The organism is Bradyrhizobium sp. JR4.1 (genome assembly GCF_040548605.1).
GTDB classification, from domain to species: Bacteria; Pseudomonadota; Alphaproteobacteria; order Rhizobiales; family Xanthobacteraceae; genus Bradyrhizobium; species Bradyrhizobium canariense.
The window spans coordinates 793,749-815,123 of record NZ_JBEPRY010000001.1 but is presented as its reverse complement, the minus strand read 5'-3'; the positions used below and the strand labels follow the sequence as shown (position 1 = coordinate 815,123).

The following is a 21,375-nucleotide window of genomic DNA, read 5'->3' as shown; positions in this document are numbered from 1 at the left end:
CACCCGCGCCTTCATCGGATGCCCGCCCGTGTACTCGTCGTCCGCTCGGCCTCGCCATCATGCCTGTCGGGGCAGCTTTCAAGATGTCTCTTAAGCGCGAGAGAAAGATCCCGCTTGGAGACATTCAGACAAAGAGCTACCGTTCCCACATTGCTGTGGGTTTTGATCCGACAATCGCTTGTTGAAGCGCCGCCTACGTGCACATCGCCGCCGATTTGCACGCTCGCCCCGTTTCCGATACCGCGCTGGTCTCAAGATCGTGGGCGCCGCTGACGCCTTAAGGAATACACTATGCGGAAAGACTCGCAACGGAATTGATTCAGACTTGAGGCATCAAAAATCTTGATCTGCGTTAACGCCACGCGGACTTGTGCACAGGCTTCAGAGCAAGTTTTTGGATTCGTGCACAGAATCGAAGATGCCGCGTTTGATGTGACAATTCTCCGTCACCGCCAAAAATTTTTTACAAAAGCGTCACGCGCGCGACGCGCGGGCGAGTTTTCCAAATGCTTGGCGTCACTATGTCGATAAGTTGTTAGCGAGACATCGTTTTTTGAGTCTCGTTTCACAGGGTAACTCCATTGCGTCTCGCGATCCGGGGAAACTACGGTGTGCAGAACTCGCAGGCGCGCGAATTCAACTTGTGCCCACCTCGCAAGGACTTTTTGCACCGCGGTGGAAGTTTCCGCTGTTGCAAAACCATTCGCAGGTAAAACTACGGGCGCATCATGGTGCAAACGTCGCAATCCTCCGATCGAAGGTCGCTCGCAGCGTGACTACTTGCGTGAATATGACAGGCAACAAAAAAGCCCGGCGCGATGCCGGGCTGTTTGACGTGTGCGATGTGCGGCCGGATCGTCCGATCGAACGACGCGATCGGACGGCGTGCCAGAACGCTCGCGAGCTTACTTGGCGAGCTTGGCGATCTGCGCGGTAAGCCGCGAGACTTTGCGGCTGGCATTGTTCTTATGAATGATGTTTCGCTGCGCGGCGCGCATCAAGGCGGGCTCGGCATTCGCCAGCGCCGTCACGGCAGCGGCGCGGTCGCCGGTCTTGATGGCTTCTTCGACGTTACGCACGGCACCGCGCATCTGGGTGCGGCGCGACTTGTTGACGGCGGTGCGGCGGGCGATCTTGCGCGTCGCTTTCTTGGCGGAAGTGGTATTGGCCATGGTCTCAATGTCCTTTGCGGGTACCGGTCGCGTCTTGGTCGGGTAGCGCCGGCTTGCTTGACCGCGTAATCGACGCTCGGAATTAGGGTGTTCGGTTGCTAGGCTGTTCCCGGAACGTGAGCGACAGCCTTGCGGGCCGTCTCTGAGGCCCAGGGAGCCTCTCAGCCCAAGGAGCCTGCATCTGCTCAAAGAACAGCGGCGGCAGGATTGCGCCCGCCGCCAGTTGGCGCCCTTATAGAGAGGGTCTTTGGCACCGTCAACGCTTTCCCGGGCTGGACAAGCAGCCCCTCAGGCCAGGGATGAGTGCCGTAACGCCCTGAAGAGGTTGAATTTCTGCCGTCTCCCTTGTATTGGCTGGCGGCGTTCCGAGGGTCGTCCGATCGGACGACTATAGAGGGTGAGGCATGATCCGCGGCTTTTTCCGACTGATTGGGCTGTTGCTGCTCGCCGGCGGGTTCATCTTCATGGTCTATGACGGCGCCCGCTGGGTGGCCGACCAGACCCTGCGGTTCACCCGCTTCGGCCAGTTCTGGAACGACATCAATCAGGCCAGCCAGACGGCGTTCCGGACCTGGGTCGAGGCCAAGGCGCCCTGGCTCTGGACCTCGGTGATCCGCCTGGTGCTGGATCAGCCGGTTTTCGCCGTCCTCGGCATTCTCGGTATCCTCCTGATGATCCTGTTCCGCCCGCGCAAGCCGTTGATCGGCTATTCCCGGGATTGAGCTTTCAATTCCCGGGATTGAGCTTTCAATTCGCGCGACTGAAGCGGCCGCGCGCGGCGTAACAGGGCTGCCCCTTTGCGCGTAAAGACCTATATTCCCACCTGATCGCGAGCACGCCGCCTGAGCGCTTGGCTCATCGCCTTGTCTCAATAGCTTGTCCTGGGCGACGGACAGCTCGTTCCCGGAGATCCGTCCATGCTGTTCATGCGCAAGACCACCGCATTGCCGAGCGCCAATGAAGCGCTGCCGGGCCGTGCGCAAGCCATTCCGACCGCGACCACCCATTTCGTCAACGGCACGAAGTTGCAGCCGCCTTATCCAGCAGGTCTCGAGCAGGCGGTGTTCGGGCTCGGCTGCTTCTGGGGCGCCGAGCGCAAGTTCTGGGAGCTTGGCGACGGCGTTTACACCACCGCCGTCGGCTATGCCGGCGGCCACACGCCGAACCCGACCTATGAAGAGACCTGCTCGGGCCGCACCGGTCACACCGAAGTGGTGCTGGTCGTGTTCGATCCGACCAAGGTGTCCTACGAGAAGCTGTTGAAGACGTTCTGGGAGAGCCACAACCCGACGCAGGGCATGCGTCAGGGCAACGACGTCGGCACGCAGTACCGAAGCGCGATCTACACCTATTCAGACGCGCAGAAAAAAGCGGCCGATCAATCGAAGGCGCTCTATCAGAAAGCGCTTGCTGCAAAAGGTCTCGGCACCATCACCACCGAGATCGCACCCGCCGGCCAATTCTACTTTGCCGAGGACTATCATCAGCAATATCTGGCCAAGAATCCCGCCGGTTATTGCGGCCTTGGCGGCACCGGCGTGTCCTGCCCGATCGGCGTCGGTGTGAGCGCGTAAGCCAGCCGCGAAGGTGGTGCACCTCTCCCGCTTGCGGGAGAGGTCGGCGCATTTGAGAGCAGTTTCCTGTGGCCCATCCTTCGAGATGCCCGCTTTAGGCGGGCTCCTCAGGATGAGGACGGCGTCTGCGGCAATAGTGCCAGCAGGCACCGATGCCGATTAGCCTCATCCTGAGGAGACCGCGGAGCGGTCGTCTCGAAGGACGAGGCGCTTGTTCAGCTTGGCCCAAAAGGCCATATGCGCTAGCCGCGCCCGCAAGCGAGAGGGAGCGCACTGCGCCGTAGCCGCATCGTCGCGCCGCCCGCCCCCTCAACGCTTTATTAACCATAACCGGTGCATCACTGGATCTGTCTCGTTTCGAGGGATAAGTCCGGTGCCGGTTGCACGCGCGTTTCGATGGTCGATCTTGGCAGCGTCCCTGGCAGCGTCCGCCGCGCTTGGCCTTGGCGGCTGCATGCAGACCGCCGGCCCCGTCGCGGTGATGCAGCCGCGCGCCGATCTCGACTCCATGGCCTATGGCCAGCCCTATTACGCGCCTCAGCCGGTCGTCGTCGGCGACGGTGGCGGCGCCATCGGGGCGTTGCGCAATTCCTTTGCCTCTTCGCCCGCGCCCATGCCGGTCGGTTATGCCGCGCCGATGGCGGCGCCGGTCCGCTACGATTCCTCCTACCATCTCGACGCCGGCGACAGGCTGCGCGTCGTGGTCTACGGCCAGGAAGGTCTCACCAACAGCTACGCGATCGACGCCGGCGGTTCCATCACGATGCCGCTGATCGGCGGCGTGCCGGCACGCGGCCGCACGCCGGCGGGTCTGGCCGGCGAGATCGCCGCACGGCTGCGCAACGGCTACATCCGCGAGCCCTCGGTCGCCGTCGAGATCGAGGCCTATCGCCCGTTCTTCATTCTCGGCGAAGTCTCCGCGCCCGGCCAGTATCCGTACGTGCCGAACATGACGGTCGAAAGCGCCGTGGCAATCGCGGGCGGCTTCTCGCCACGCGCCAAGCGCGATGTGGTCACCGTCACGCATACCGAAGCCGGCGGCGCCATGCGCGCCGTGGTGCCGCTCGGCACCCCACTGGCGCCGGGCGACACCGTATTTGTCGGCGAGCGCTGGTTCTAGAGCGTTTTCGAGCGAAGTGGATACCGGTTCGCGTGAAGAAAACGCGTCAAAAAAGAATCTAGAGCCTCGGTTCTGATGCAATCAGAACCGAAGCTCTAGCTCACCTTCTGAAATCCAGCCGCCCGTTCGGAAAACATCCATCGATGCGCGCGGCATCGACCACGCGCCCGATCCATGGCCGCGTGATCGCGGGATTGGTTAGGTTGATGTATTTCCCGACTAGGCGCGCGCCCTCGCGCGCAGCATCGATCAGCCCGTGCCGTCGGCCGTGATCCCAATCGAAGCGCAGATAGATGCGTCCGCCTGCGACCCGCACCTCCGCGCGCCCGTCTTTCCACGTCTCCGGCGTATCGCCGGCGATGGTCGGATCGGCGCCGCCATTCCAGCGGCTGGCCCACGGGCCTTCCAGAGGATCGGACGGCGCCTGAATGTCTGCCCAATGCGCCGCGTTGACGTCGGCCGCATCGCCCGAAAGTAAGGCGGTTGCGGCATAGTCCATGACCTCGCGATCGTCAGGACCGGGAACGTCCATGGTGCCGAACGGATTGCGGATGACGATGTTCGTATTGGCCTGCTGCATCACGATCTCCCGGCGTGAGTTGGCTTGATCAGCCAGCTCTATCGCCGCCCGGCAGGATGCAGCCACCCGATTCCTGCTCTCCGCCCTCGTCATTCCGGAGCGCGAGCCCGGAATGACGGTGGAGAGATCAGCCGCGCTATTGCAAATGCTTCGCGAAAAATTCCATGCTGCGCGGCCAGGCGATGTCGGCGCTGGCCTTGTCGTAGCTCGCCCGCTCGTCGCAATGGAAGCCGTGCTGCGCGCCCGGATAGACGAAGATTTCCACGTCCGGCCGCTTCGTCTTGATGGTCTCGACGTCGGTCAGGGGAATGCCGGCATCCTTTTCGCCAAAATGCAGCTGTGTCGGAACTTTTGGTGTTTCGTCGGCAAAGCGCACGACGGCGCCGCCGTAATAGCCGATCGCGGCCTTCAGGCCCGACAGCCGCGTCGCCGCGACGAAGGCGACGCTGCCGCCCAGGCAAAAGCCGATGATGCCGACCGGGCCGACGCTCTTCACCGCATCGATCGCGGCTTGCGTGTCGCGCAGCATCGCGTCCCAGTCGGGATTGGCGACGAATTTGCGCGCTTCGGCGATCTCGTCAGGCGTGTAGCCCGACTGGAAGCCCGGCGAGGTCCGGTCGAAGATCGACGGCGCGATCGCGACATAGCCTTCCCCGGCGAGGCGATCGCAGACCGAGCGGATGTGATGGTTGACCCCAAAAATCTCCTGGATCACCACCACCGCGCCCTTCGGGGGGCCTGCGGGATCAGCGCGATAGGCGCCGAGCTGGAAATTATCGGAGGCGGTCAGTCTGATGTCTTGTCCCACGCGGGTTGTCCTTCTTGTTGATCGTCGATCACGAACTCCGCTCTCTCTCCTCATCCTGAGGAGCGCGCTCTTCGCGCGCGTCTCGAAGGATAGAGGCCGAGATGCAGCAGCGGGGCCTTCATCCTTCGAGACGCTTGCTTTGCAAGCTCCTCAGGATGAGGGGAGGCGGTTGCGCGCCCACCTCACTCCCACATCCAGTTCTCGCCGTAATCCTCCTTCCATCCCGCCAGCCTTCCGTGGCGGAATTGCAGGAACAGGCGGTGACGGTTGGAGATCAGTCCGCTGCCGCCGATGTTGCGAAGCGCGAGATAGATCTCGTTGCCGGGGCGTCCGCGCACATATTGCAGAGGCTGGCCGAGGGCGCGCGCGGTTTGCCCTGCATCCATGCCGAAGGCGAGCGGCGTGTTGTTCGACAACGTCGCGACGAAGGGCAGGCGGGGCGGTGTCCCGCCGAATTGCTCGGCCTGCGCGGATACCGACAGCAACACCGCGCCCGCAGCCAACATCGCTCGCTTCATTGCCGTGTTCCCGTCCGATCGTCCTATTCCGGCAAGTTCTTCAGGAAAGGCAGCACCGCGTCAATAAAAGCCTTGGGCTGGTCGATGTTGACGGCGTGTCCGGCGGCGGGGATCACGACCTTTTGTGCGCCGGGAATTTTCGCGGCCATGTAGTCCGACGCGGCGAGGAACGGTGTGTCGTCGGCGCCGACCACGACCAGACTGGGCACCTTGATCTCCGGCAGCAGCTCGATCACCTTCGCATCGCGCTGGGTCAGCATGCCGCGTGCGGCGAGCGCCAATCCCTTGGCATTGCGATGGCTCGCGGTGGCGCGCTCGCGCGTTGCGGCCTTCAGCACGTCGAGCCCTTCGCGATCGAGCTTGTCGGCAGTGGCGAGCGCCCGCGCGTTCCAGGCCTCGCGTGCATCGTCCTTCTTGAATCCCGGTCCGGTGTCGATGATCAGCAGCGCGCGAACGCGCATTGGATGCGCGCGAGCGAAGGCAAGCGACATATAGCCGCCGAGCGACAGCCCGCCGATGATGGCGCGCTCAGTGCCGACCGCATCCAGGATCGCCGCGATGTCGCCGACCGTGAGCGCTTCGCTATAAGCGGCGGGATCGTCGGGATAATCGGACTGGCCGTGACCGCGCATGTCCCACAAGATCAGCTTGTGGTCCCTGGCAAGCGCCTCGACCTGCCCATGCCACATCGCCGAGGTCGATGAGTAACCGTGAGTCAGCAGCAGCGGCGGGCCTTCGCCATGGATCTCGTAATAGATTCCGACGCCGTCTCGATCGATCCTCGGCATTGTTTCCACCCTTTTTGTTTTCTTATTCTCTCTCACGACGCCGAAGCCGTGAAGGGCGTGATGAAGACGTAAGTCTAGCGTGCTGAACAAGATGATCCGCCGGAGGTCAACCTCCGGCGGATTAGTTTGCATTTTCAGGCGGCCATGACGGAGAAATTCCCCTTTGTCATCAATGGCCCGCCTACTGTGCATGGGGTTGTTTTCGCCCTTTTTGCGCCATTCCTGCCATGGAACCCGAGATCCCTAAAATTGCACTCAATTCCGGAAGGCTCCATTGAGCACGCCTCTTAAGGGCCGGAGAACCTGATCCGGCTTAGGCTTCTGCCCGAAACACGCCCGTGCTCTTGGGGAAGCCATGAACGCCTCAGCCAAACCCGCCGCCAAACGCCGGCTCCTGCTCGCCTCCGACCGGAGCGACGAGAGCAGCGAACTCGCCAGCATCCTCAAGGCCGTCGGCGACGTTGCGACAGTGACGACGCAGGAACTCCCCGAGCAGCCCTCGCGCGATCTCTCCGGCCTCGTGGTCGACATCAATCTGCGCTCGCCCGAGAGCGTGCAACGGGTGCGCAACAAGCTGCGCGGCGATGCCTATCGTTCGATGCCTCGTCTGTTCGTGCTTGCGGACGCTCTGCATCACGGCACCATGCAGGCCTGGGCGCTGGGCGCCACCGACACCATCTCGCGGCCGCTTCAGCCCGAGGACATCCTGCAGCGCATCCGCGCAGCCTTCCCCGACACCGCCGTCTATGACGCGACCGATCGCGGCAAGACGCTCAACCGCGGCGTCGAGGCCGCGCATGCGGTGCTGAAGAAGATGTTCGAGAAGCTGCCGCTCGGCGTGCCCCTGACCTTCGACGACGTCATCGCCGCCGAGAGCAAGATCCTGAAGGCGATCAAGCACTCCTCGCTGCGCGAGTGGCTCACCACGGTGGGCTGCCACCATGTCGGCAGCTATCGGCACTGCCTGTTCGTGACCGGATTTGCGGTCTCCTTTGCCCAGCATCTCGGCATGCGCGAGGACGACCAACGCCGGCTGACCCGCGCCGCGCTGCTGCACGACGTCGGCAAGGCCTTCGTTCCCTCCGCGCTGCTCGACAAGCCCGGCAAGCTCACCGACGAGGAGATGGCCGAAGTCCGCCAGCATCCGCGCCGCGGCTATGACGCGCTCGCGGCTCAAGGCGGCTTCCCGCCGGAGATGCTCGACGTCGTGCTGCATCACCACGAATTCCTCGACGGCTCCGGCTATCCCAACAATCTCTCGTCGAACCAGATCAGCGATATCGTGCGGGTCACGACGATCGTCGACATCTACGCGGCACTCGTGGAGAAGCGCGCCTATCGCATGCCCTTCACCCACTCGCGCGCGTTTACGATGATGGAAGGCATGGGCGGCAAGCTGGACCAGCAGCTATTGCAGGCGTTCCGCCCGGTGGCGCTGGGGTCGTTCTGAGCTCCCGTGTCGTAGCCGTAGGGTGGGTTAGCGTAGCGTAACCCACCATGCTTCCACATTTGCCGGACGAAGTTGGTGGGTTACGCCTTCGGCTAACCCACCCTACTTTACGCCTCACCCCACCATCTTCCTCAGCTCCGCCTTCGCCACCTTCTCCAGCGTCGAGCGCGGCATGTCGTCGACAAAGCGGATCTCGCGCGGCACCTTGAAGTCGGCGAGGCTCTTGCGGCAGGCAGCCATCACGTTGTCATGCAGATCGGGCCGCGCAGCGGCGACGCCACCCCGCGGGATGATGAAGACGACCGGCACCTCGTCCAGCATCGGATGCGTCTTCGCCACCACGGCGGCCTCGCGCACGCCGGGGACGATTGCGATCACCTGCTCGATCTCGGACGCCGCGACGTTCTCGCCGCCGACCTTGAGCATGTCCTTGCTGCGATCCCCGAAGCGGATATAGCCGTTCTCCAGCCGCACCACGCGATCACCGGTGAGGAAGAAGCCGTGCTCGTCAAAGCTCTCGCGCGTCGCCTTCTCGTTGTGCAGATATTCGGCGAACAGCGACAGGCCGACAATGCCCTTGATCGAGAGGTTGCCGGTGTCGCCGACCTCGGTCGCCCGTCCGTCATCGTCGGTGATGCGGATCTGGTATTCGCTCGCGGCGCGGCCGATCGACATCGGGATGTTGGGCTGGTCGATCTCGCCGACGATGCCGTGGGTGATGGTCTCTGTCATGCCCCACCAGCCGATGATCTTGACGCCGAAGGCGGCGAAGGCCGGCGGTTCGTTGATCGCGGTGCCCCACAGGCGGAATTTGTGATCCCTCGGGATCTCCTGCTCGAGCAGCGCCTTCATGCAGAACGGAATCGTCGAGGTCCAGGTCGACCCGTGCTCGCGCGCGGCGCCCCAGAACCGGCTGGCGGAAAAGCGCGGCTGGATCACGCAGGTGGCACCGACCCATAGCGTCGCCAACATCGAATAGGCCAGCGCGTTGGTGTGGAACAGCGGCAGATAGGCCTGGTGCACGTCGCCGGCGTGCAGGTCCTCATGCGCGGCGTTGATCTTGGCGCCCCACAGCGCGTTGGCGTGGGTCCACAGCACCGCCTTGGGGCGCGATGTCGTGCCCGAGGTGTATTGCACGCTGCACGGCGCGAGCGGATCGGTCGCACGCCTGGGACGGTCGGCGCTGTCGGCGAACAGCGATTCGAAACTATCGCCGCGCGAGACCGATTTTGCGGGCGCCGTGCCGGAATCATGCGAGGTCACCGCCATCCAGCGGATGTTGCGGCAGTTCTGCGCGACGATCTCGGCATAGGCCGGCTGCGTTATCGCGGCGACCGCGCCGCAATGATCGGCAAAATAGTCGAGCTCGGCCGGTGCCGAGCGCGTGTTGGTGGTCACCGCGATCGCGCCCAACTCGACACAGGCGAACCAGGCCAGCAGCGCCTCGATGCAATTGTCGAGATGGATGAGCACATATTCGCCCGGCTTCACGCCGCGCTTCGCCAGTCCCGCCGCGAGCGCGCCGACCCGCTCGTGAAACTCGCCATAGCTCCAGCGCCGCGCGGGCGCGTCGAACGGCGCCCAGATCAGGAACGGATGTGAGCTGCGCACCTCGGCCCGCATCTTCAGCAGCCAGGGCACGTCGAGCCCGTCGAATGGGCCGACGATTCCGGCGGCGGCTTGCGAATTCGGCATATGTCCTCCCGTGCAGCCTGCATCTTGCTCGCGGCTGCGTTTTGATGATTGCGTCTTCCTGCTCTTTCGGCCGTCTTGCGAGCGTAGCGAAGCAATCCAGAATCCCTCCCCGGAGAGAGTCTGGATTGCTTCGTCGCAGGGCTCCTTGCAATGACGGTGCGTGGGGCAGGCGGCTTGGCCTTACCGGCCGCCGTCCTCGTATGACGAAATTTCGATCAGGCTGCCATCCGGATCCCTGCAATAGACCGAGCGCAGCGTGCCGCGGGCGCCCTGCTTGAGAACCGGGCCTTGTTCGATCGCGACGCCATGTGCCTTCAAATGCGCCACCACCTCGTCGGGGCTTGCTGAGGTGAGGAAGCACAGATCCTCGCTGCCGGCGGTCTGGTGGTCCGCGGTGAACCACTCCACCTTGTCGGCATCGCGCGGCCGGACGTTGATCTTCTGGTTACCGAATTGAAGAGAAGTCCGCGGCGCTTTGCCGCCGCCGGGGTCGAACACCTTGACTTCCATGCCGAGAATCTTGCCGTACCACTCGGCGGTCACTGCGACGTCCGCGACATTGATCACGAGATGATCGAGGGCTTCGACCTTGATCGCCATGCCTTATCCTTTCGTCGTGATGCGCCCCGTGCACTTTCCGCCTGCGGCAAGCTTTGTTACAACCGCGCCGACGCCATTTTCAAGCTGTCTGGCTTCAAGAACAACACGTTGGGAGAACCCTTGAAATGATCACTCGCCGTACCGCGCTGAGCCTGCTCGCCGCCAGTCCGCTTGCAGCCAGCCCGCTGTCGAAGGCCCTTGCCGCCGATTACCCGACCCACCCGGTGAAATGGGTGGTCGGCTATCCGCCGGGCGGGGCGACCGACATCCTGGCGCGGCTGATCGGTCAGCGGCTGTCGGAGAAGTTCGGCCAGCAATTCGTGATCGAGAACAAGCCGGGTGCCGGCAACAATATCGCGACCGAATCGGTCGTCAACGCCGAGCCCGACGGCTACACGTTGCAACTGGTCAATCCGGCCAATTACATCAACGCCTCGCTCTACACCAACCTGAAGTTCAACTTCGTGCGCGACATCGCGCCAGTCGCCTCGTTCCAGCGCGTGCCGAACGTGATGACCGTCAACAAGGACGTGCCGGCCAAGACCGTCGCCGAGTTCATCGAATACGTGAAGGCCAATCCCGGCAAGGTCAACATGGCCTCCTCGGGCAACGGCACCTCGGTGCATCTGTCCGGCGAGATGTTCATGGCGCTGACGGGCTGCAAGATGCAGCACGTGCCCTATCGCGGCGCCGCGCCGGCGATCACCGACATGCTCGGCGGCCAGGTGCAGGTGATCTTCGACAACATGCCCTCGATCATCCAGCACATCCGGTCCGGCTCGCTCCGCGCCATCGGCGTCACCACGGCGGAGCGCTCGCCGCAGCTGCCCGACGTGCCGGCGATCGGCGAGACCGTGAAGGATTACGAGGCGAGCGCGCTGTTCGGCATGGGGGCACCGAAGAACACGCCCAAGGAGATCATTGCCAAGCTCAACAGCGAGATCAACACGCTGATAAAGGAGCCGGACATGGCCAAACGCCTGGTCGAGCTCGGCGGCGAGCCGCGGGCACAGACGCCCGAGGCGTTCGGCGAGGAGATCAAGGCCGAGACCGAGAAATGGAAGAAGGTCGTCGAGTTCGCCGGCCTGAAGGTCGAGTAGCGATCTTGTGATGTCCGTGATCGGAGCCCTGCCCGTTCGGCAGGGCTTTTTTCTTGCGTATCAAGGTTTCTTGCGTGTCAGCGCCCGTCGATCTGGAATAAAACGGCGTGGCGAAACCTGATGTTATATGGCGCGTATCTCGCGCTGTGAGGATAGGAGTTGGGATCATGCGCAAGACGCAATTGGCACTGCTGGGCCTCGGCGCGACACTCCTTGCCGGCTTCTCCGCCGTCACGCCGGCAGCGGCGCACGACTATCCCTGGTGTGCCCAGGGCGGCGGGTACGAGTATCCCGGCGATTGCACCTACAGCACCTATGGACAATGTCAGGCCAGTGTGTCGGGCCGGCTCATGGCCTGCGGGCCCAACCCGCTCGTCGCCTACGGTCAATCGTCCCTGCCGCAACCGCGGCAGTCGCGGCGCACGCGGCCCGTGGCGCCGTATTAAGGAACTCTCGGTTTGACTGGTAGCCCGGATCGCGTTCGCGCCATCCGCGGCCGCGCAGACGCCGCCTGCCTTGCCGCTACCGCTTCGCCTCAGCCTGCTCCGTGCCGTTGCACGAGATCAGCATCGTATAGGGCCGCGCATTGCCGGCGATGTCGGTGGTCTTGATCTCGCCCTTCGGTTCGGCAGTCTGGTAGGGCACCACGGAGTTGTCGAGGAAGTCGCGCAGCGCGCCGGTCTTGATCGCGAAGTTGATGTTCTCGGGGATGTTGCCGGTCGCAGCGGCGACCCGTAACCCGTCCAGCTTTCCTGTGACGACGCCGACGATCTGCCCGGCGGTGTCGAACAGCGGGCCGCCGCTATTGCCGGGCTGCACCGGCGCACTGATTTGCAGGAAACGCGAATCGTTGCGCATGCCGCTGAGCGAGCTGACGATGCCAGTCGTCACGGTGAAATCCGAAGTCAGCAATCCATGGAACGGAAAGCCGATCGCGACGACGGAATCGCCGGAGCGGATCGAGCGGTCGCGGATCCTGGCGAACTCCTTGAACGCGGTCGTCGACGGCGCCTGCAACAGAGCGAGATCGTTGTTGGCATCGCTCGACACGACGCGCAGCACCATCGAGGCGTCGCCGGTGAGATTGCCCTTGATGTCGCCGACGCAGCCATCGATGACATGGTTGTTGGTGACGATGTGTCCGCCGGCGCTCACGACAAAGCCGGTGCCGCTCTTGGCTCTGGCAGGTTTGCTGCCGTTGGCTGGCGGTGCCTGCTTGTCCGGCGTGGCCTGCGGCTTGGCGGCAACCTTTGTGAAATCGCCGGCCTTGCTCAGCCCGTCGGCTTTGACCTTGGTGACGCAATTGGCCAATGCCGCAATCACGGGCCCGGCCGAGGTCAGGTCGAAATTCAGCACGGTGCGGCCGCTCGTCGCGACCATCAGGCTCGCCTTCTGAAACGTTCGGACCACGTTCGCAGGCATGACGGAGCTGAGCATGTTCGTCTGGTTGGCCGTGGCGAACAGTCTGGCCTGCTCCTGTCCGTCAAAGATGACGTCGATCGCGGTGTTCTCGCCCTTGGTGAAGCGGTAGCTGGGACTCGCAAAGCTCAATATCCACGAGCCCCCAGAATTCTGGCCGACGACGAGAATGACTCCGTTGGCATAAGGCGCCGTCGCGGCACAATGCGAGAAGGCTCCCGTTTCGTCGTTGCTGAACGCACCGCCGACCCAGTTGCCGATTTTGACGCTGCCGAACGGCCCGGCCGCATGCGCTGCGATGACGACGCTCAGCTGCAATAAAGACGCAACGATGAATGACTTAAGCCACATACTTTTCCCCCAGAACGCATTCGCGCGCATCTTATCTGCGGGAGGAGGTGTCGCGCAACCGGCAGTTGTCTGGCGAGGACAGGTCTTCTCGGGCGACGTTCGGGGCTTGCCTTTACTTTGCGATTCGATATACTTTGCGGTACAAAGTAACCGGACCGATAGTCCCGGCAAGCATGGGCGGAACGAGGTTTTGGCGTTGCCAATGCGCGATCTCGACAAGGCACTGGCCGACATCGTGGCGATCCGCAGCCAGATTGCGGCCGGCACGGCGTTCCGCGGCTACGGCCCGGCGACGATGGCTGCGACCGGCGCGGTCGCGCTTCTCACCGCGATCCTGCAATTCTGGCTGCTCGGCGATCCCACCGGCGAGCCGCTCGACTTCTTCTTCGGCTGGTTCATTGCCGCCGCACTCTCCGGCCTGATCATCGGCATCGAGATGCGCGCGCGTTCGCGCCGCCATCATTCGGGACTCGCCGATGCGATGATCCACCAAGCGGTCGAGCAGTTCCTGCCTGCAGGCGTTGCCGGTGTGCTGCTTGCGGTGGTGATGTGGAAGTTCGCGGGCGAAACGCTGTGGCTGCTGCCAGGCTTGTGGCAGATCCTGGTGTCGCTCGGCATTTTCGCCTCGGTCCGTTCGCTGCCACGCACCGTGGCGCTCGCCGGCGCATGGTATTTCATGTCCGGTTTTGCGGTGGTGGTGCTCGCGAGCCAAACCCATACGCTGTCGCCCTGGACCATGGGCCTGCCGTTCGTAATCGGGCAGTCGGTGATGGCGGGCATTCTGCATTTCGCATCCGGAGACCATGATGTCGAAGACTGACAGCGCACCCTTCTCTTATGAAGGACTGGACCGCGTGATCCACGAGAAGGCGAGGCTCGGACTTCTGACCTCGCTGATGGCGCATCCGAAGGGTCTGGCGTTCGCCGATCTCAAGCAGCTCTGCGGCCTCACCGACGGCAATCTTAGCCGGCATCTCGCCGTGCTCCAGGAAGCCGGCCTCGTCGAGGTGACCAAGGGCTATGAGGGCAATCGCCCGCACACGACCTGCCGCCTGACCAAGGCCGGCCGCCGCCGCTTCCTCGACTATCTCGCCGTGCTCGAACGCCTGGTGCGCGACGCCGCCAAGGCTGCCGGCCGCGAAGCGGCACCGCTCGGCCGCCTCGGTATCGTCTCGACCTGATCCTCCCCCTTTTTTGACCGGAGACTTTGCAATGCAAAGTGACCTTGTGTCCCGCAACGAGAAGCTTCACGTCGGCATCATCATGGACGGCAACGGCAGATGGGCGACGCGGCGCGGCCTGTCGCGCCTGCGCGGCCATGAGGCCGGCGTCGAGACGATCCGCCGCATCGTCGAAGCCGCGCCCAAGCAGGGCATCGGCACGCTGACGCTCTACGCCTTCTCCACCGACAATTGGCGGAGGCCGAAGGCCGAGGTCGCCGCGCTGATGACGCTTCTGCGCTTCTATCTCGCCAACGAGGTGCAGAGCCTGGTCAAGAACGGCGTTCGCCTCACCGTGATCGGCCGTCGCGACCGCTTGCCCGACGGCATTGCCAATGCGATTTCGCGTGCGGAAGATGCCACCGCGCACGGAAGCTCGCTTCATTTGCGCATCGCCGTCGACTATTCCGCGCGCGATGCCATCCTCAACGCGGCGGCAAAGGCGGCGGCGCTGACGAGTCTCACCCGCGAGGCGTTTTCGCAGCTCGTCACCGGCGAGGCGGGTTTGCGCGACGTCGATCTCATCATCCGCACCTCGGGTGAGAAACGGCTGTCGGACTTCCTGCTCTGGGAAGGTGCCTATGCCGAGCTGCACTTCACCGAGCGGATGTGGCCCGAATTCGACGCAAGCGATCTCGCCGCGGCCCTGGCCTCCTTCCACGGCCGCGAGCGTCGCTTCGGCGGCCTGCAGGCGATCGTGCCGGAGGAGGTGCCTTCACTCTCTCGCGTGTGACGCTCGGCACCGAGGAACGAACTGTTCGTTTTCGGCCGCAAGATTGGCAGCACCGTCCAAGCGGTCAGCGCGTGGTCTCGGCTAGGTGTGCATTCGATGCAACCTGCCGAGAGCCTCGCGCATGTTACGCTTATTGCTGGATGCCATTGTCGAGTCCGCCGAAGCGAACGCCACGGTCCGTATCAGGCCGGCCAGCGCGTTCGATGTCGAGGGCCTCTCGATCTATTTCACGAGCCTCTCCACGACATCGCGCAACAAGCGCTTCATGGGCGCGCGCGCGGACTTTGCAATGGTCGCGGCCGAATGCGTCGCCAGGATCAGCCATCCCGGTCATTTCACCCTGCTCGCCGAGATCAGGCAGGAAGGGCAAGGCACGATCATCGGCGAAACCAGATACGCCTACGATGTGGCTGCACGGCATGGTGATTTCGCCATCTCCGTTGCCGACGTCTTTCAGCGCAAGGGCGTCGGCCTCCGCATGATGACAGCCATGGAGAAGCACGCGAGCGATCTCGGTCACGAGATGATTGCGGCCGAGACCGCGCGTGTGAACGCGGAGATGCGCGGCCTTGCGAAAAAGGCAGGGTTCGAGGACACTGGTCTCGGAGACTGGCAGTCGGTCCATCTTGCGAAGCATCTGTCGCGGGTGCGGGGCTTGCCACAAATTTGAGCAAGCGCGCGACGCCGATCGTGCCCTAGTATCTCCCTGCGACGGGAGCTTGGTCGGATGCGTGGAGTTCTGGATTATTGCACCGGTGGGACGGAGCGGCAGGTTGCGGCCGGCACGACTATCGTGGCCGAGGGCGGCACCACCGGTCATCTCTATGTGCTGATGCAGGGCAAGCTCGAAGTGCTCAAGGGCGAGATGGTGGTCGCCACGGTGGCCGAGCCCGGCGCGGTGCTGGGCGAAATGTCGGTGCTGCTGGGGCAGCCGCACACTGCGACCGTACGGGCCTGCTCTGACTCCGTCGTCTACGAATTCGAGGATGCCGCCTCGTTCCTCAAGCAGGAGGCGGGCGTGGCACTCCTGATCGCCAAGATGCTGGCGCAGCGGCTCAATGTCGCCAACACCTATCTCGCCGATCTCAAGCAGCAATACGCCGGCCACGGCACGCATCTGGCCATGGTCGGCGAGGTGCTCCAGAGCATGATCAACCTGCCGCCGCTCGAGGTCTCGCCAGGCTCGGATCGGCAATCCGATCCAAGAATGTGAGCCAGTCGGGCGGCGTCTCGATCGGAGCGGCGGGCCGATTCAGCGGCGCGCCAAGATCGATCCATTGCGCCTCGCCGGCCGCAAGCCAGAACGCCCTGTCCGCATCGAGGTCCAGCACGATATACGTTGGCGGTCGGCCCGGCTGCAGGCCCGCGTTGAACACCCAGGTCTGGCCGAGCCGGTCGAACCACGAACCATCGGTAATGAACGGCGATTGATGCACATGCCCCGAGATCACCATCGAGGGCTGATACTGCATGATCCATTGCACCAGCTCGACGTCGCCGAAGAAGCGTTTGCCGCCCCAGCTCGTCGGTGAATCCGCCGGCGGCGCATGATGGATCCAGATCCAGCGCCGTGGCCGGCCGGCCGCGGCCGCGCCGAGCTGCGCGACGAGGCGTTGCTTGACTAGAGGCCCATCCCACCATGGGCACACCGTGAACAGCGTGTCGCCGACGGTGAGGCCGTCGCCGTCGCAGGCAATGCCCAACTCGCGCACCTCCGAGATCCAGCGCGAGATCTTTTCGCCTTCCGCATTGCGCTCGTCGAGATCGTGATTGCCGGAGCAGAGGATCACGCGGGTCTTCGCTGCGAGCAGCGCGAGGTACTTCTTCACCACCACGATCTGCGCGCGAAAATCCACCATCGAGCCGATGTCGAGCGCATCGCCGGCGAAGATCACGAGGTCGAATTGCGGAGCGGCGCTGACGAGCCAGTCGAGCTGAGGCAGCGAATAGTGCAGGTCGGCCACGACCAGACAGCGCATTGGAAATCCAGGGGTGAGACGTCAAGAATGCTCGGGATTGCAAAATATCCGAACGCAAGAAGCAGACCAGCCGCGTCTCTCGCCAATTCAACGCGGGCAGTATGCTGCGGCTCATCCGCGGCTGCAAGTATCGAAGCGTCGCCGGGCTGGACCGGATCATCGAATTCTGATGTCGTGGCGTATCCTCAACAGCTCGTCTCCCCAACAGCTCGTCTCCCAATGACCTCCTTCAAGACCATTCGTGCTCGCGCTGAAAAGCGCAAGGGCGGGCCCAAGGCGCTCGAAAAGCTGATGCCCGAAAACCCCGACCTGAAGGGCCTCGCCAAACGCGGCGACGACCGCATCCTCGCAGAGATGACCAGGCGTGTGTTTTGCGCGGGCTTTGCCTGGAGCGTGATCGAGACGAAATGGGACGGGTTTGAAGAGGCCTTCCTGCGTTTCCAGCCGGCCAAGCTCACCTTCCAGCCGGAGGATTATTGGGAGGGCCTGCTGCGCGACGCGCGCATCGTGCGCAACGGTGCCAAGATCAGGTCAGTGCGCGACAACGCGGCCTTCGTCCAGGAGATCGCAAGAGAGCACGGCAGCTTCGGCAGGTTTCTGGCGAAGTGGCCGCCATCCGACCAGATCGGCCTGCTCGATCTCCTGAGCAAGCGCGGCAGCCGCTTGGGCGGCAACACCGGCCAGATGCTGCTGCGGTTCGTCGGCTGGGACGGCTTTGTGACGTCCAGGGACGTCGTGGCGTGCCTGCGCGATGCGGGTCTCGACATTGCCGAAGAGGTCAAGTCGAAGGGCGATCTCGCCAAGGTACAGGCGCAGTTCAACGCCTGGGCCGAGGAGACCGGGCTGTCCTACACATATCTGTCACGCATCTGCGCGCTGTCCGTCGGCGAGAACAGAAGCGAGTAGCGAATTCGGCTCTTGGATTCGGCTCTGGGGATGCCGAATCATGTGCGTCCTGTGGCGATCTCGTGCCGCAAGCGCGGCAGGGCGCAACCCGTGATCACGAAATGCATTTTTCGGGAACATTTGTGCGGAGCAGCTGTTCGGGAGATAGGCCAGGCGAACATCGGCGCAGGGAACGCCCGGTCTGGCTCAGCTCAATGAAACCGACGTGACAGAAACGGAGCAGCTCATGAAGCTCACATCCGAACAGGTGAAGCAGACCGTCAACCAGCTCGGCGCTCAGGTGCTGCCCGACGAGCATCCCGCCATGCCGCAGCTCAACAGCATGTTCGGCGAACACACTTTCTTCGTCGATGAGACAGGGCTGAAGGTCGTCGAGCCCACGGCGCCCCCCGGCACCGAGCGCCAGAGCGGCGAAGTCGTCAGCCTCGCCGATTGGGGCGATTCCGAGCTGACACGCCTGATGGCGCACGAGCCCGAGCCGACCGGCGTGATCGTCGTGTTCGAGCACGTGAGGCATTGATCGGGCCCAGGGGATCGACCTTCGGTGGCGAGTCTGAAAACCCGCCACCGTAGATTCGCGTGGCGAGCGCGCTCTACGTGGCTGTCTGCGTCCGCGGAAAGCCCGTCAGTTTGGTTCAGATGCCGAGAGTCAGTTGCGGCGGCTCCGCATCGTCCCCGGCCTGGAGGGAAGACAGCGAGACTCCCAGGAGCCTGACGCTCTTCGGCAGCGGCATCTCGCCTTCGAGCAGACCGCAAGCCAGCCGCTCAAGATCGTCCCGGCCTGCAACCGGCGAAAGAGCGGACCTGCTGCGCGTGATGATCTCGAAATCGGCAAACTTGATCTTCAAGGTGACGGTGCGGCCGCGGCTGCCCGTCGCCTCGCAATGGCGCCACACCTTGTCGACGAGCGGCTTGAGCTCGGCGACCAGCGTGTCGAATTCGGTGAGATCGCTTGAGAACGTGGTCTCCGCGCCGATGGACTTGCGGACCCGGTTGGCCCGGACCGGCCGTTCGTCGACACCGCGCGAGATCCAGTAGTAATAGGCGCCCGACTTGCCGAAATTCGCATTCATGAACTCCAGCGTCTGACGACGAATATCGAGACCGGTGAACATGCCGAGCGCGTTCATCTTCGCGCCCGTGGCCGGGCCTATCCCATGGAATTTGCCGACGGGCAGCGTCTCGACGAAGGCGGGTCCCATCTCCGGTGAGATCACGAACTGACCGTTGGGCTTGCGATGATCGGAGGCGAGCTTGGCCAGGAACTTGTTGTAGGAGATGCCGGCCGACGCGTTGAGACCCGTCTCGGCCTTGATCCTCTCGCGGATCTTGAGTGCAATGTCGCGTGCCAGCGGAATGCCTTGCAGGTTTTCGGTCACGTCGAGATAGGCCTCGTCGAGCGACAACGGCTCGATGATCGGAGTATGCTCCGCGAAGATGTCGCGGATCTGCCTGGAGATCGCCTTGTAGACCTCGAAGCGCGGCTTGACGAAGATCAGATCGGGACATTGTCGCTTCGCCGTCACGGACGGCATGGCGGAGCGAACGCCGAACTCGCGGGCCTCATAGCTGGCGGCGGCGACGACGCCACGTTCCGCGGAGCCTCCGACCGCGACCGGCTTTCCGCGCAGCTCCGGATGATCGCGTTGTTCCACGGACGCGTAGAAGGCATCCATGTCGATATGGATGATCTTGCGGACGGGCGAGGTCTCGCCGGTCACCGTGTCGGATTCGCTCATGGCAAGATGATACAATTGAGCCGCGCGAAGCGCGAGGTGAGGTGTGATTCACAGAGCAATCTCAGGCTTGTGAGTGGCAAGCATGGGCATGCGCTCTAATATGAGCCGCCGGAGGACAGTCCATGCAATACAGCTCCGAACTCATTCGAACCATGCGTCAGGCGCTGGAGGCCGTGATGGCGAGCGTGCCGCCCGATCAGTCGGTCTTCGGTCTGAAAGCGGCCGTAGCCGAATGCATCCTGAAGGCGGCCGCACACGGCCAGACGTCGTACGACGGACTGGTCACGTCGGCTTCCGACCAGGTCCAGGCGATCATCTCGATGCTGAATTGAGCTTGCGCTGAGCCGGCGATGACTTGAGCGCGGGCGGTAACAAGGCCACTCGGGTGGGGGCTCCAGCGCGGACTGGAAGAGACTGGCGCACCCGACACGATTCGAACGTGTGACCTTTGCCTTCGGAGGGCAACGCTCTATCCAGCTGAGCTACGGGTGCTAGTCGAGGTTCATTTAGCCGATTGGCGGGGGCCGGGCAACCGCTTCCGCCGTCTCCTGCCAGGCTGATTCGGGCTAGGCTGATTTTCTGGCGACGCGGCCCGGAACCGGCACGCCGTCCCGCCCGAGCTTGGCGAACTCGGCGAGCAGCCGTTCGGCGCAGATGATCCGGTTGCGGCCGAGCCGTTTGGCCGCATAGAGCGCCTCGTCGGCCGCGGCCAGCAGACGGTCGGGGCTGCCGTCGGTTTCGCCGGGAATGTGGCTGGCGACGCCGACGCTGAGGGTGACGTGGTCACCGGCCCCGGTGGCGCCATGGGTGATCCGCAAGGCCATCACGGCGCAGCGGATCTCGTCGGCGATGACGCAGGCGGCACCGCAATCCATGTCCGGCAGGATCAGCGCGAATTCCTCGCCGCCATAGCGGCTGGCGAGATCGAGCGGGCGCACGGCATGCCGGCTGACGACGGACGCGACCGCGCGCAGGCATTCGTCGCCGCTCTGGTGGCCGTGGCGGTCGTTGAACAGCTTGAAATGATCGACGTCGACGAACAGCAGCGCCATCGCCTTCTGCGTCCGCTGGGCGCGGGCCCATTCGCTCATCAGCATCTGGTCGAACGCACGGCGGTTCGACAGGCCGGTCAGCCCGTCCTTGGTGGCAAGCTCCTTCAGGGCCATCTCGGCGCGCTTCTGGTCGGTGAGGTCGCGCAGCGTCTCCACCACCGCGATCAGATGGCCGGCCTCGTCGTGGATAGGACCGGCGTCGATCGCGAGGTAGAGCTGGCTGCCGAGCTTCGGCATCACGCACCAGTTTTCGGCGCTGAAGCCGAGCCCGTTATGGCCGCGCGCGGCATATTCGGAATAGAACTCCGGCAGCTGCTCCGGGCGGTCGAGCGCGACGAGGTCGGCAAGGCAAGGGCGCCTGGTCTCGTAGAAGGCCTGCCAGTGTTTATTGGTGCCGATCACCTCGGAGGCGGCAACGCCGGTCAGCCGCTCGCAGGCTCTGTTCCAGATCACGACGCGGCGTTTCGGGTCGACCACGAAGGTCGGCACCACCAGATGCTGCATCAGCCGCACGGCGTAGGAATCCGCAACGTCGACCGTCTTGGCTGACGTTTTCCCCGGCTTCGCCATG

General features: G+C 63.7%; 25 protein-coding genes and 1 tRNA gene. 14 read left to right on the top strand and 12 right to left on the bottom strand.

All coding sequences use genetic code 11. The features are described from left to right. Positions 1-905: 905 nt before the first annotated feature. The gene (rpsT, locus tag ABIB90_RS03940; protein WP_007598259.1) at positions 906-1,172 is read right to left on the bottom strand and encodes a 30S ribosomal protein S20; all 267 of its coding nucleotides are present in this window, start codon (positions 1,170-1,172) and stop codon (positions 906-908) included. Positions 1,173-1,576: 404 nt separating this feature from the next. On the opposite strand from rpsT, the gene ABIB90_RS03935 reads away from it, so the two are divergent. The 3 genes from ABIB90_RS03935 to ABIB90_RS03925 all read left to right on the top strand — a co-directional run bounded on the left by ABIB90_RS03935 (position 1,577) and on the right by ABIB90_RS03925 (position 3,866). Next, positions 1,577-1,894, top strand: coding sequence for a hypothetical protein (locus ABIB90_RS03935; RefSeq protein WP_007616084.1), 318 nt, complete (start codon positions 1,577-1,579; stop codon positions 1,892-1,894). Between the two features lie 195 nt (positions 1,895-2,089). Then, the gene (msrA, locus tag ABIB90_RS03930) at positions 2,090-2,746 is read left to right on the top strand and encodes a peptide-methionine (S)-S-oxide reductase MsrA (protein ID WP_007598255.1); all 657 of its coding nucleotides are present in this window, start codon (positions 2,090-2,092) and stop codon (positions 2,744-2,746) included. Positions 2,747-3,119: 373 nt separating this feature from the next. Next, complete coding sequence (locus ABIB90_RS03925; protein ID WP_035993830.1) at positions 3,120-3,866, top strand: polysaccharide biosynthesis/export family protein; 747 nt, start codon at positions 3,120-3,122, stop codon at positions 3,864-3,866. A 100-nt stretch (positions 3,867-3,966) separates the two neighbouring features. Here ABIB90_RS03925 and ABIB90_RS03920 read toward each other — a convergent pair whose 3' ends face one another. The 4 genes from ABIB90_RS03920 to ABIB90_RS03905 all read right to left on the bottom strand — a co-directional run bounded on the left by ABIB90_RS03920 (position 3,967) and on the right by ABIB90_RS03905 (position 6,560). Then, entirely contained in the window at positions 3,967-4,446 is a 480-nt protein-coding gene (locus tag ABIB90_RS03920; RefSeq protein ID WP_007598251.1) for a hypothetical protein, read from the bottom strand. A gap of 136 nt (positions 4,447-4,582) precedes the next feature. Next, positions 4,583-5,254 (bottom strand): dienelactone hydrolase family protein, encoded by a 672-nt coding sequence (locus ABIB90_RS03915; protein ID WP_354200253.1) that lies wholly within the window; start codon positions 5,252-5,254, stop codon positions 4,583-4,585. Positions 5,255-5,436: 182 nt separating this feature from the next. Further along, on the bottom strand, positions 5,437-5,772 hold the full coding sequence (locus ABIB90_RS03910; protein WP_007598242.1) for a hypothetical protein: 336 nt from the start codon (positions 5,770-5,772) through the stop codon (positions 5,437-5,439). A 23-nt stretch (positions 5,773-5,795) separates the two neighbouring features. Then, positions 5,796-6,560: an alpha/beta fold hydrolase gene (locus tag ABIB90_RS03905; protein WP_354200252.1), complete on the bottom strand. Its 765-nt coding sequence runs from the start codon at positions 6,558-6,560 to the stop codon at positions 5,796-5,798. Between the two features lie 355 nt (positions 6,561-6,915). Here ABIB90_RS03905 and ABIB90_RS03900 point away from each other — a divergent pair, with 355 nt between their 5' ends. Then, positions 6,916-8,010 carry an HD-GYP domain-containing protein gene (locus tag ABIB90_RS03900; RefSeq protein WP_354200251.1) on the top strand — a complete coding sequence of 365 codons (1,095 nt, stop codon included), beginning with the start codon at positions 6,916-6,918 and terminating at the stop codon, positions 8,008-8,010. A 114-nt stretch (positions 8,011-8,124) separates the two neighbouring features. On the opposite strand, the gene ABIB90_RS03895 is transcribed toward ABIB90_RS03900, so the two are convergent. Continuing rightward, a complete protein-coding gene (locus ABIB90_RS03895) occupies positions 8,125-9,705 on the bottom strand; it encodes an ATP-dependent acyl-CoA ligase (protein ID WP_354200250.1) in 1,581 nt (526 codons plus the stop codon). Positions 9,706-9,885: 180 nt separating this feature from the next. Then, positions 9,886-10,305, bottom strand: a complete 420-nt coding sequence (locus ABIB90_RS03890) for a VOC family protein (RefSeq protein ID WP_007598236.1) — start codon at positions 10,303-10,305, stop codon at positions 9,886-9,888. Positions 10,306-10,430: 125 nt separating this feature from the next. On the opposite strand from ABIB90_RS03890, the gene ABIB90_RS03885 reads away from it, so the two are divergent. Next, positions 10,431-11,405 carry a Bug family tripartite tricarboxylate transporter substrate binding protein gene (locus ABIB90_RS03885; protein ID WP_354200249.1) on the top strand — a complete coding sequence of 325 codons (975 nt, stop codon included), beginning with the start codon at positions 10,431-10,433 and terminating at the stop codon, positions 11,403-11,405. Between the two features lie 167 nt (positions 11,406-11,572). Next, entirely contained in the window at positions 11,573-11,851 is a 279-nt protein-coding gene (locus tag ABIB90_RS03880) for a DUF3551 domain-containing protein (protein ID WP_007598233.1), read from the top strand. Between the two features lie 76 nt (positions 11,852-11,927). On the opposite strand, the gene ABIB90_RS03875 is transcribed toward ABIB90_RS03880, so the two are convergent. Continuing rightward, on the bottom strand, positions 11,928-13,175 hold the full coding sequence (locus ABIB90_RS03875) for a S1C family serine protease (RefSeq protein WP_354200248.1): 1,248 nt from the start codon (positions 13,173-13,175) through the stop codon (positions 11,928-11,930). A gap of 202 nt (positions 13,176-13,377) precedes the next feature. Between ABIB90_RS03875 and ABIB90_RS03870 the strand changes: the two genes are divergently transcribed. The 5 genes from ABIB90_RS03870 (at position 13,378) to ABIB90_RS03850 (ending at position 16,341) form a co-directional block, all read left to right on the top strand. Continuing rightward, positions 13,378-13,995: a hypothetical protein gene (locus ABIB90_RS03870; RefSeq protein ID WP_354200247.1), complete on the top strand. Its 618-nt coding sequence runs from the start codon at positions 13,378-13,380 to the stop codon at positions 13,993-13,995. Then, positions 13,982-14,356: a winged helix-turn-helix domain-containing protein gene (locus ABIB90_RS03865; RefSeq protein WP_007598229.1), complete on the top strand. Its 375-nt coding sequence runs from the start codon at positions 13,982-13,984 to the stop codon at positions 14,354-14,356. Before ABIB90_RS03870 ends, ABIB90_RS03865 begins: the two co-directional genes overlap by 14 nt. Before the next feature lie 31 nt (positions 14,357-14,387). Further along, entirely contained in the window at positions 14,388-15,128 is a 741-nt protein-coding gene (locus ABIB90_RS03860) for a di-trans,poly-cis-decaprenylcistransferase (RefSeq protein ID WP_354200246.1), read from the top strand. Positions 15,129-15,249: 121 nt separating this feature from the next. Continuing rightward, a complete protein-coding gene (locus ABIB90_RS03855) occupies positions 15,250-15,798 on the top strand; it encodes a GNAT family N-acetyltransferase (protein WP_354200245.1) in 549 nt (182 codons plus the stop codon). 57 nt (positions 15,799-15,855) lie between these two features. After that, a complete protein-coding gene (locus ABIB90_RS03850) occupies positions 15,856-16,341 on the top strand; it encodes a Crp/Fnr family transcriptional regulator (protein WP_354200244.1) in 486 nt (161 codons plus the stop codon). On the opposite strand, the gene ABIB90_RS03845 is transcribed toward ABIB90_RS03850, so the two are convergent. Further along, positions 16,280-17,107: a metallophosphoesterase family protein gene (locus ABIB90_RS03845; protein ID WP_354200243.1), complete on the bottom strand. Its 828-nt coding sequence runs from the start codon at positions 17,105-17,107 to the stop codon at positions 16,280-16,282. The two genes, ABIB90_RS03850 and ABIB90_RS03845, sit on opposite strands and share 62 nt — an antisense overlap. A gap of 219 nt (positions 17,108-17,326) precedes the next feature. On the opposite strand from ABIB90_RS03845, the gene ABIB90_RS03840 reads away from it, so the two are divergent. Continuing rightward, positions 17,327-18,013, top strand: a complete 687-nt coding sequence (locus tag ABIB90_RS03840; protein WP_354200242.1) for a DNA-3-methyladenine glycosylase I — start codon at positions 17,327-17,329, stop codon at positions 18,011-18,013. A 226-nt stretch (positions 18,014-18,239) separates the two neighbouring features. Continuing rightward, positions 18,240-18,533, top strand: coding sequence for a hypothetical protein (locus ABIB90_RS03835; RefSeq protein WP_007598221.1), 294 nt, complete (start codon positions 18,240-18,242; stop codon positions 18,531-18,533). A gap of 115 nt (positions 18,534-18,648) precedes the next feature. Here ABIB90_RS03835 and dinB read toward each other — a convergent pair whose 3' ends face one another. Further along, a complete protein-coding gene (dinB, locus tag ABIB90_RS03830; RefSeq protein ID WP_354200241.1) occupies positions 18,649-19,752 on the bottom strand; it encodes a DNA polymerase IV in 1,104 nt (367 codons plus the stop codon). A 122-nt stretch (positions 19,753-19,874) separates the two neighbouring features. Between dinB and ABIB90_RS03825 the strand changes: the two genes are divergently transcribed. Next, a complete protein-coding gene (locus ABIB90_RS03825) occupies positions 19,875-20,084 on the top strand; it encodes a hypothetical protein (RefSeq protein WP_007598219.1) in 210 nt (69 codons plus the stop codon). An 83-nt stretch (positions 20,085-20,167) separates the two neighbouring features. Here ABIB90_RS03825 and ABIB90_RS03820 read toward each other — a convergent pair. Beyond that, a tRNA-Arg gene (locus ABIB90_RS03820) sits at positions 20,168-20,244 on the bottom strand. A 74-nt stretch (positions 20,245-20,318) separates the two neighbouring features. Further along, entirely contained in the window at positions 20,319-21,374 is a 1,056-nt protein-coding gene (locus ABIB90_RS03815; protein ID WP_354200240.1) for a sensor domain-containing diguanylate cyclase, read from the bottom strand. Between the last annotated feature and the right edge of the window lies 1 nt (position 21,375).

Coding starts and splice junctions, on each gene's coding strand:
- ABIB90_RS03910 (WP_007598242.1), bottom strand. CDS start 5,772: ATGAAGCGAGCGATGTTGGCTGCGGGCGCGGTGTTGCTGTCGGTATCC.
- ABIB90_RS03865 (WP_007598229.1), top strand. CDS start 13,982: ATGTCGAAGACTGACAGCGCACCCTTCTCTTATGAAGGACTGGACCGC.
- ABIB90_RS03895 (WP_354200250.1), bottom strand. CDS start 9,705: ATGCCGAATTCGCAAGCCGCCGCCGGAATCGTCGGCCCATTCGACGGG.
- ABIB90_RS03900 (WP_354200251.1), top strand. CDS start 6,916: ATGAACGCCTCAGCCAAACCCGCCGCCAAACGCCGGCTCCTGCTCGCC.
- ABIB90_RS03835 (WP_007598221.1), top strand. CDS start 18,240: ATGAAGCTCACATCCGAACAGGTGAAGCAGACCGTCAACCAGCTCGGC.
- ABIB90_RS03935 (WP_007616084.1), top strand. CDS start 1,577: ATGATCCGCGGCTTTTTCCGACTGATTGGGCTGTTGCTGCTCGCCGGC.
- ABIB90_RS03855 (WP_354200245.1), top strand. CDS start 15,250: ATGTTACGCTTATTGCTGGATGCCATTGTCGAGTCCGCCGAAGCGAAC.
- msrA (WP_007598255.1), top strand. CDS start 2,090: ATGCTGTTCATGCGCAAGACCACCGCATTGCCGAGCGCCAATGAAGCG.
- ABIB90_RS03885 (WP_354200249.1), top strand. CDS start 10,431: ATGATCACTCGCCGTACCGCGCTGAGCCTGCTCGCCGCCAGTCCGCTT.
- ABIB90_RS03815 (WP_354200240.1), bottom strand. CDS start 21,374: ATGGCGAAGCCGGGGAAAACGTCAGCCAAGACGGTCGACGTTGCGGAT.
- rpsT (WP_007598259.1), bottom strand. CDS start 1,172: ATGGCCAATACCACTTCCGCCAAGAAAGCGACGCGCAAGATCGCCCGC.
- ABIB90_RS03875 (WP_354200248.1), bottom strand. CDS start 13,175: ATGTGGCTTAAGTCATTCATCGTTGCGTCTTTATTGCAGCTGAGCGTC.
- ABIB90_RS03825 (WP_007598219.1), top strand. CDS start 19,875: ATGCAATACAGCTCCGAACTCATTCGAACCATGCGTCAGGCGCTGGAG.
- ABIB90_RS03905 (WP_354200252.1), bottom strand. CDS start 6,560: ATGCCGAGGATCGATCGAGACGGCGTCGGAATCTATTACGAGATCCAT.
- ABIB90_RS03890 (WP_007598236.1), bottom strand. CDS start 10,305: ATGGCGATCAAGGTCGAAGCCCTCGATCATCTCGTGATCAATGTCGCG.
- ABIB90_RS03870 (WP_354200247.1), top strand. CDS start 13,378: ATGCGCGATCTCGACAAGGCACTGGCCGACATCGTGGCGATCCGCAGC.
- ABIB90_RS03880 (WP_007598233.1), top strand. CDS start 11,573: ATGCGCAAGACGCAATTGGCACTGCTGGGCCTCGGCGCGACACTCCTT.
- ABIB90_RS03860 (WP_354200246.1), top strand. CDS start 14,388: ATGCAAAGTGACCTTGTGTCCCGCAACGAGAAGCTTCACGTCGGCATC.
- dinB (WP_354200241.1), bottom strand. CDS start 19,752: ATGAGCGAATCCGACACGGTGACCGGCGAGACCTCGCCCGTCCGCAAG.
- ABIB90_RS03850 (WP_354200244.1), top strand. CDS start 15,856: ATGCGTGGAGTTCTGGATTATTGCACCGGTGGGACGGAGCGGCAGGTT.
- ABIB90_RS03920 (WP_007598251.1), bottom strand. CDS start 4,446: ATGCAGCAGGCCAATACGAACATCGTCATCCGCAATCCGTTCGGCACC.
- ABIB90_RS03840 (WP_354200242.1), top strand. CDS start 17,327: ATGACCTCCTTCAAGACCATTCGTGCTCGCGCTGAAAAGCGCAAGGGC.
- ABIB90_RS03845 (WP_354200243.1), bottom strand. CDS start 17,107: ATGCGCTGTCTGGTCGTGGCCGACCTGCACTATTCGCTGCCTCAGCTC.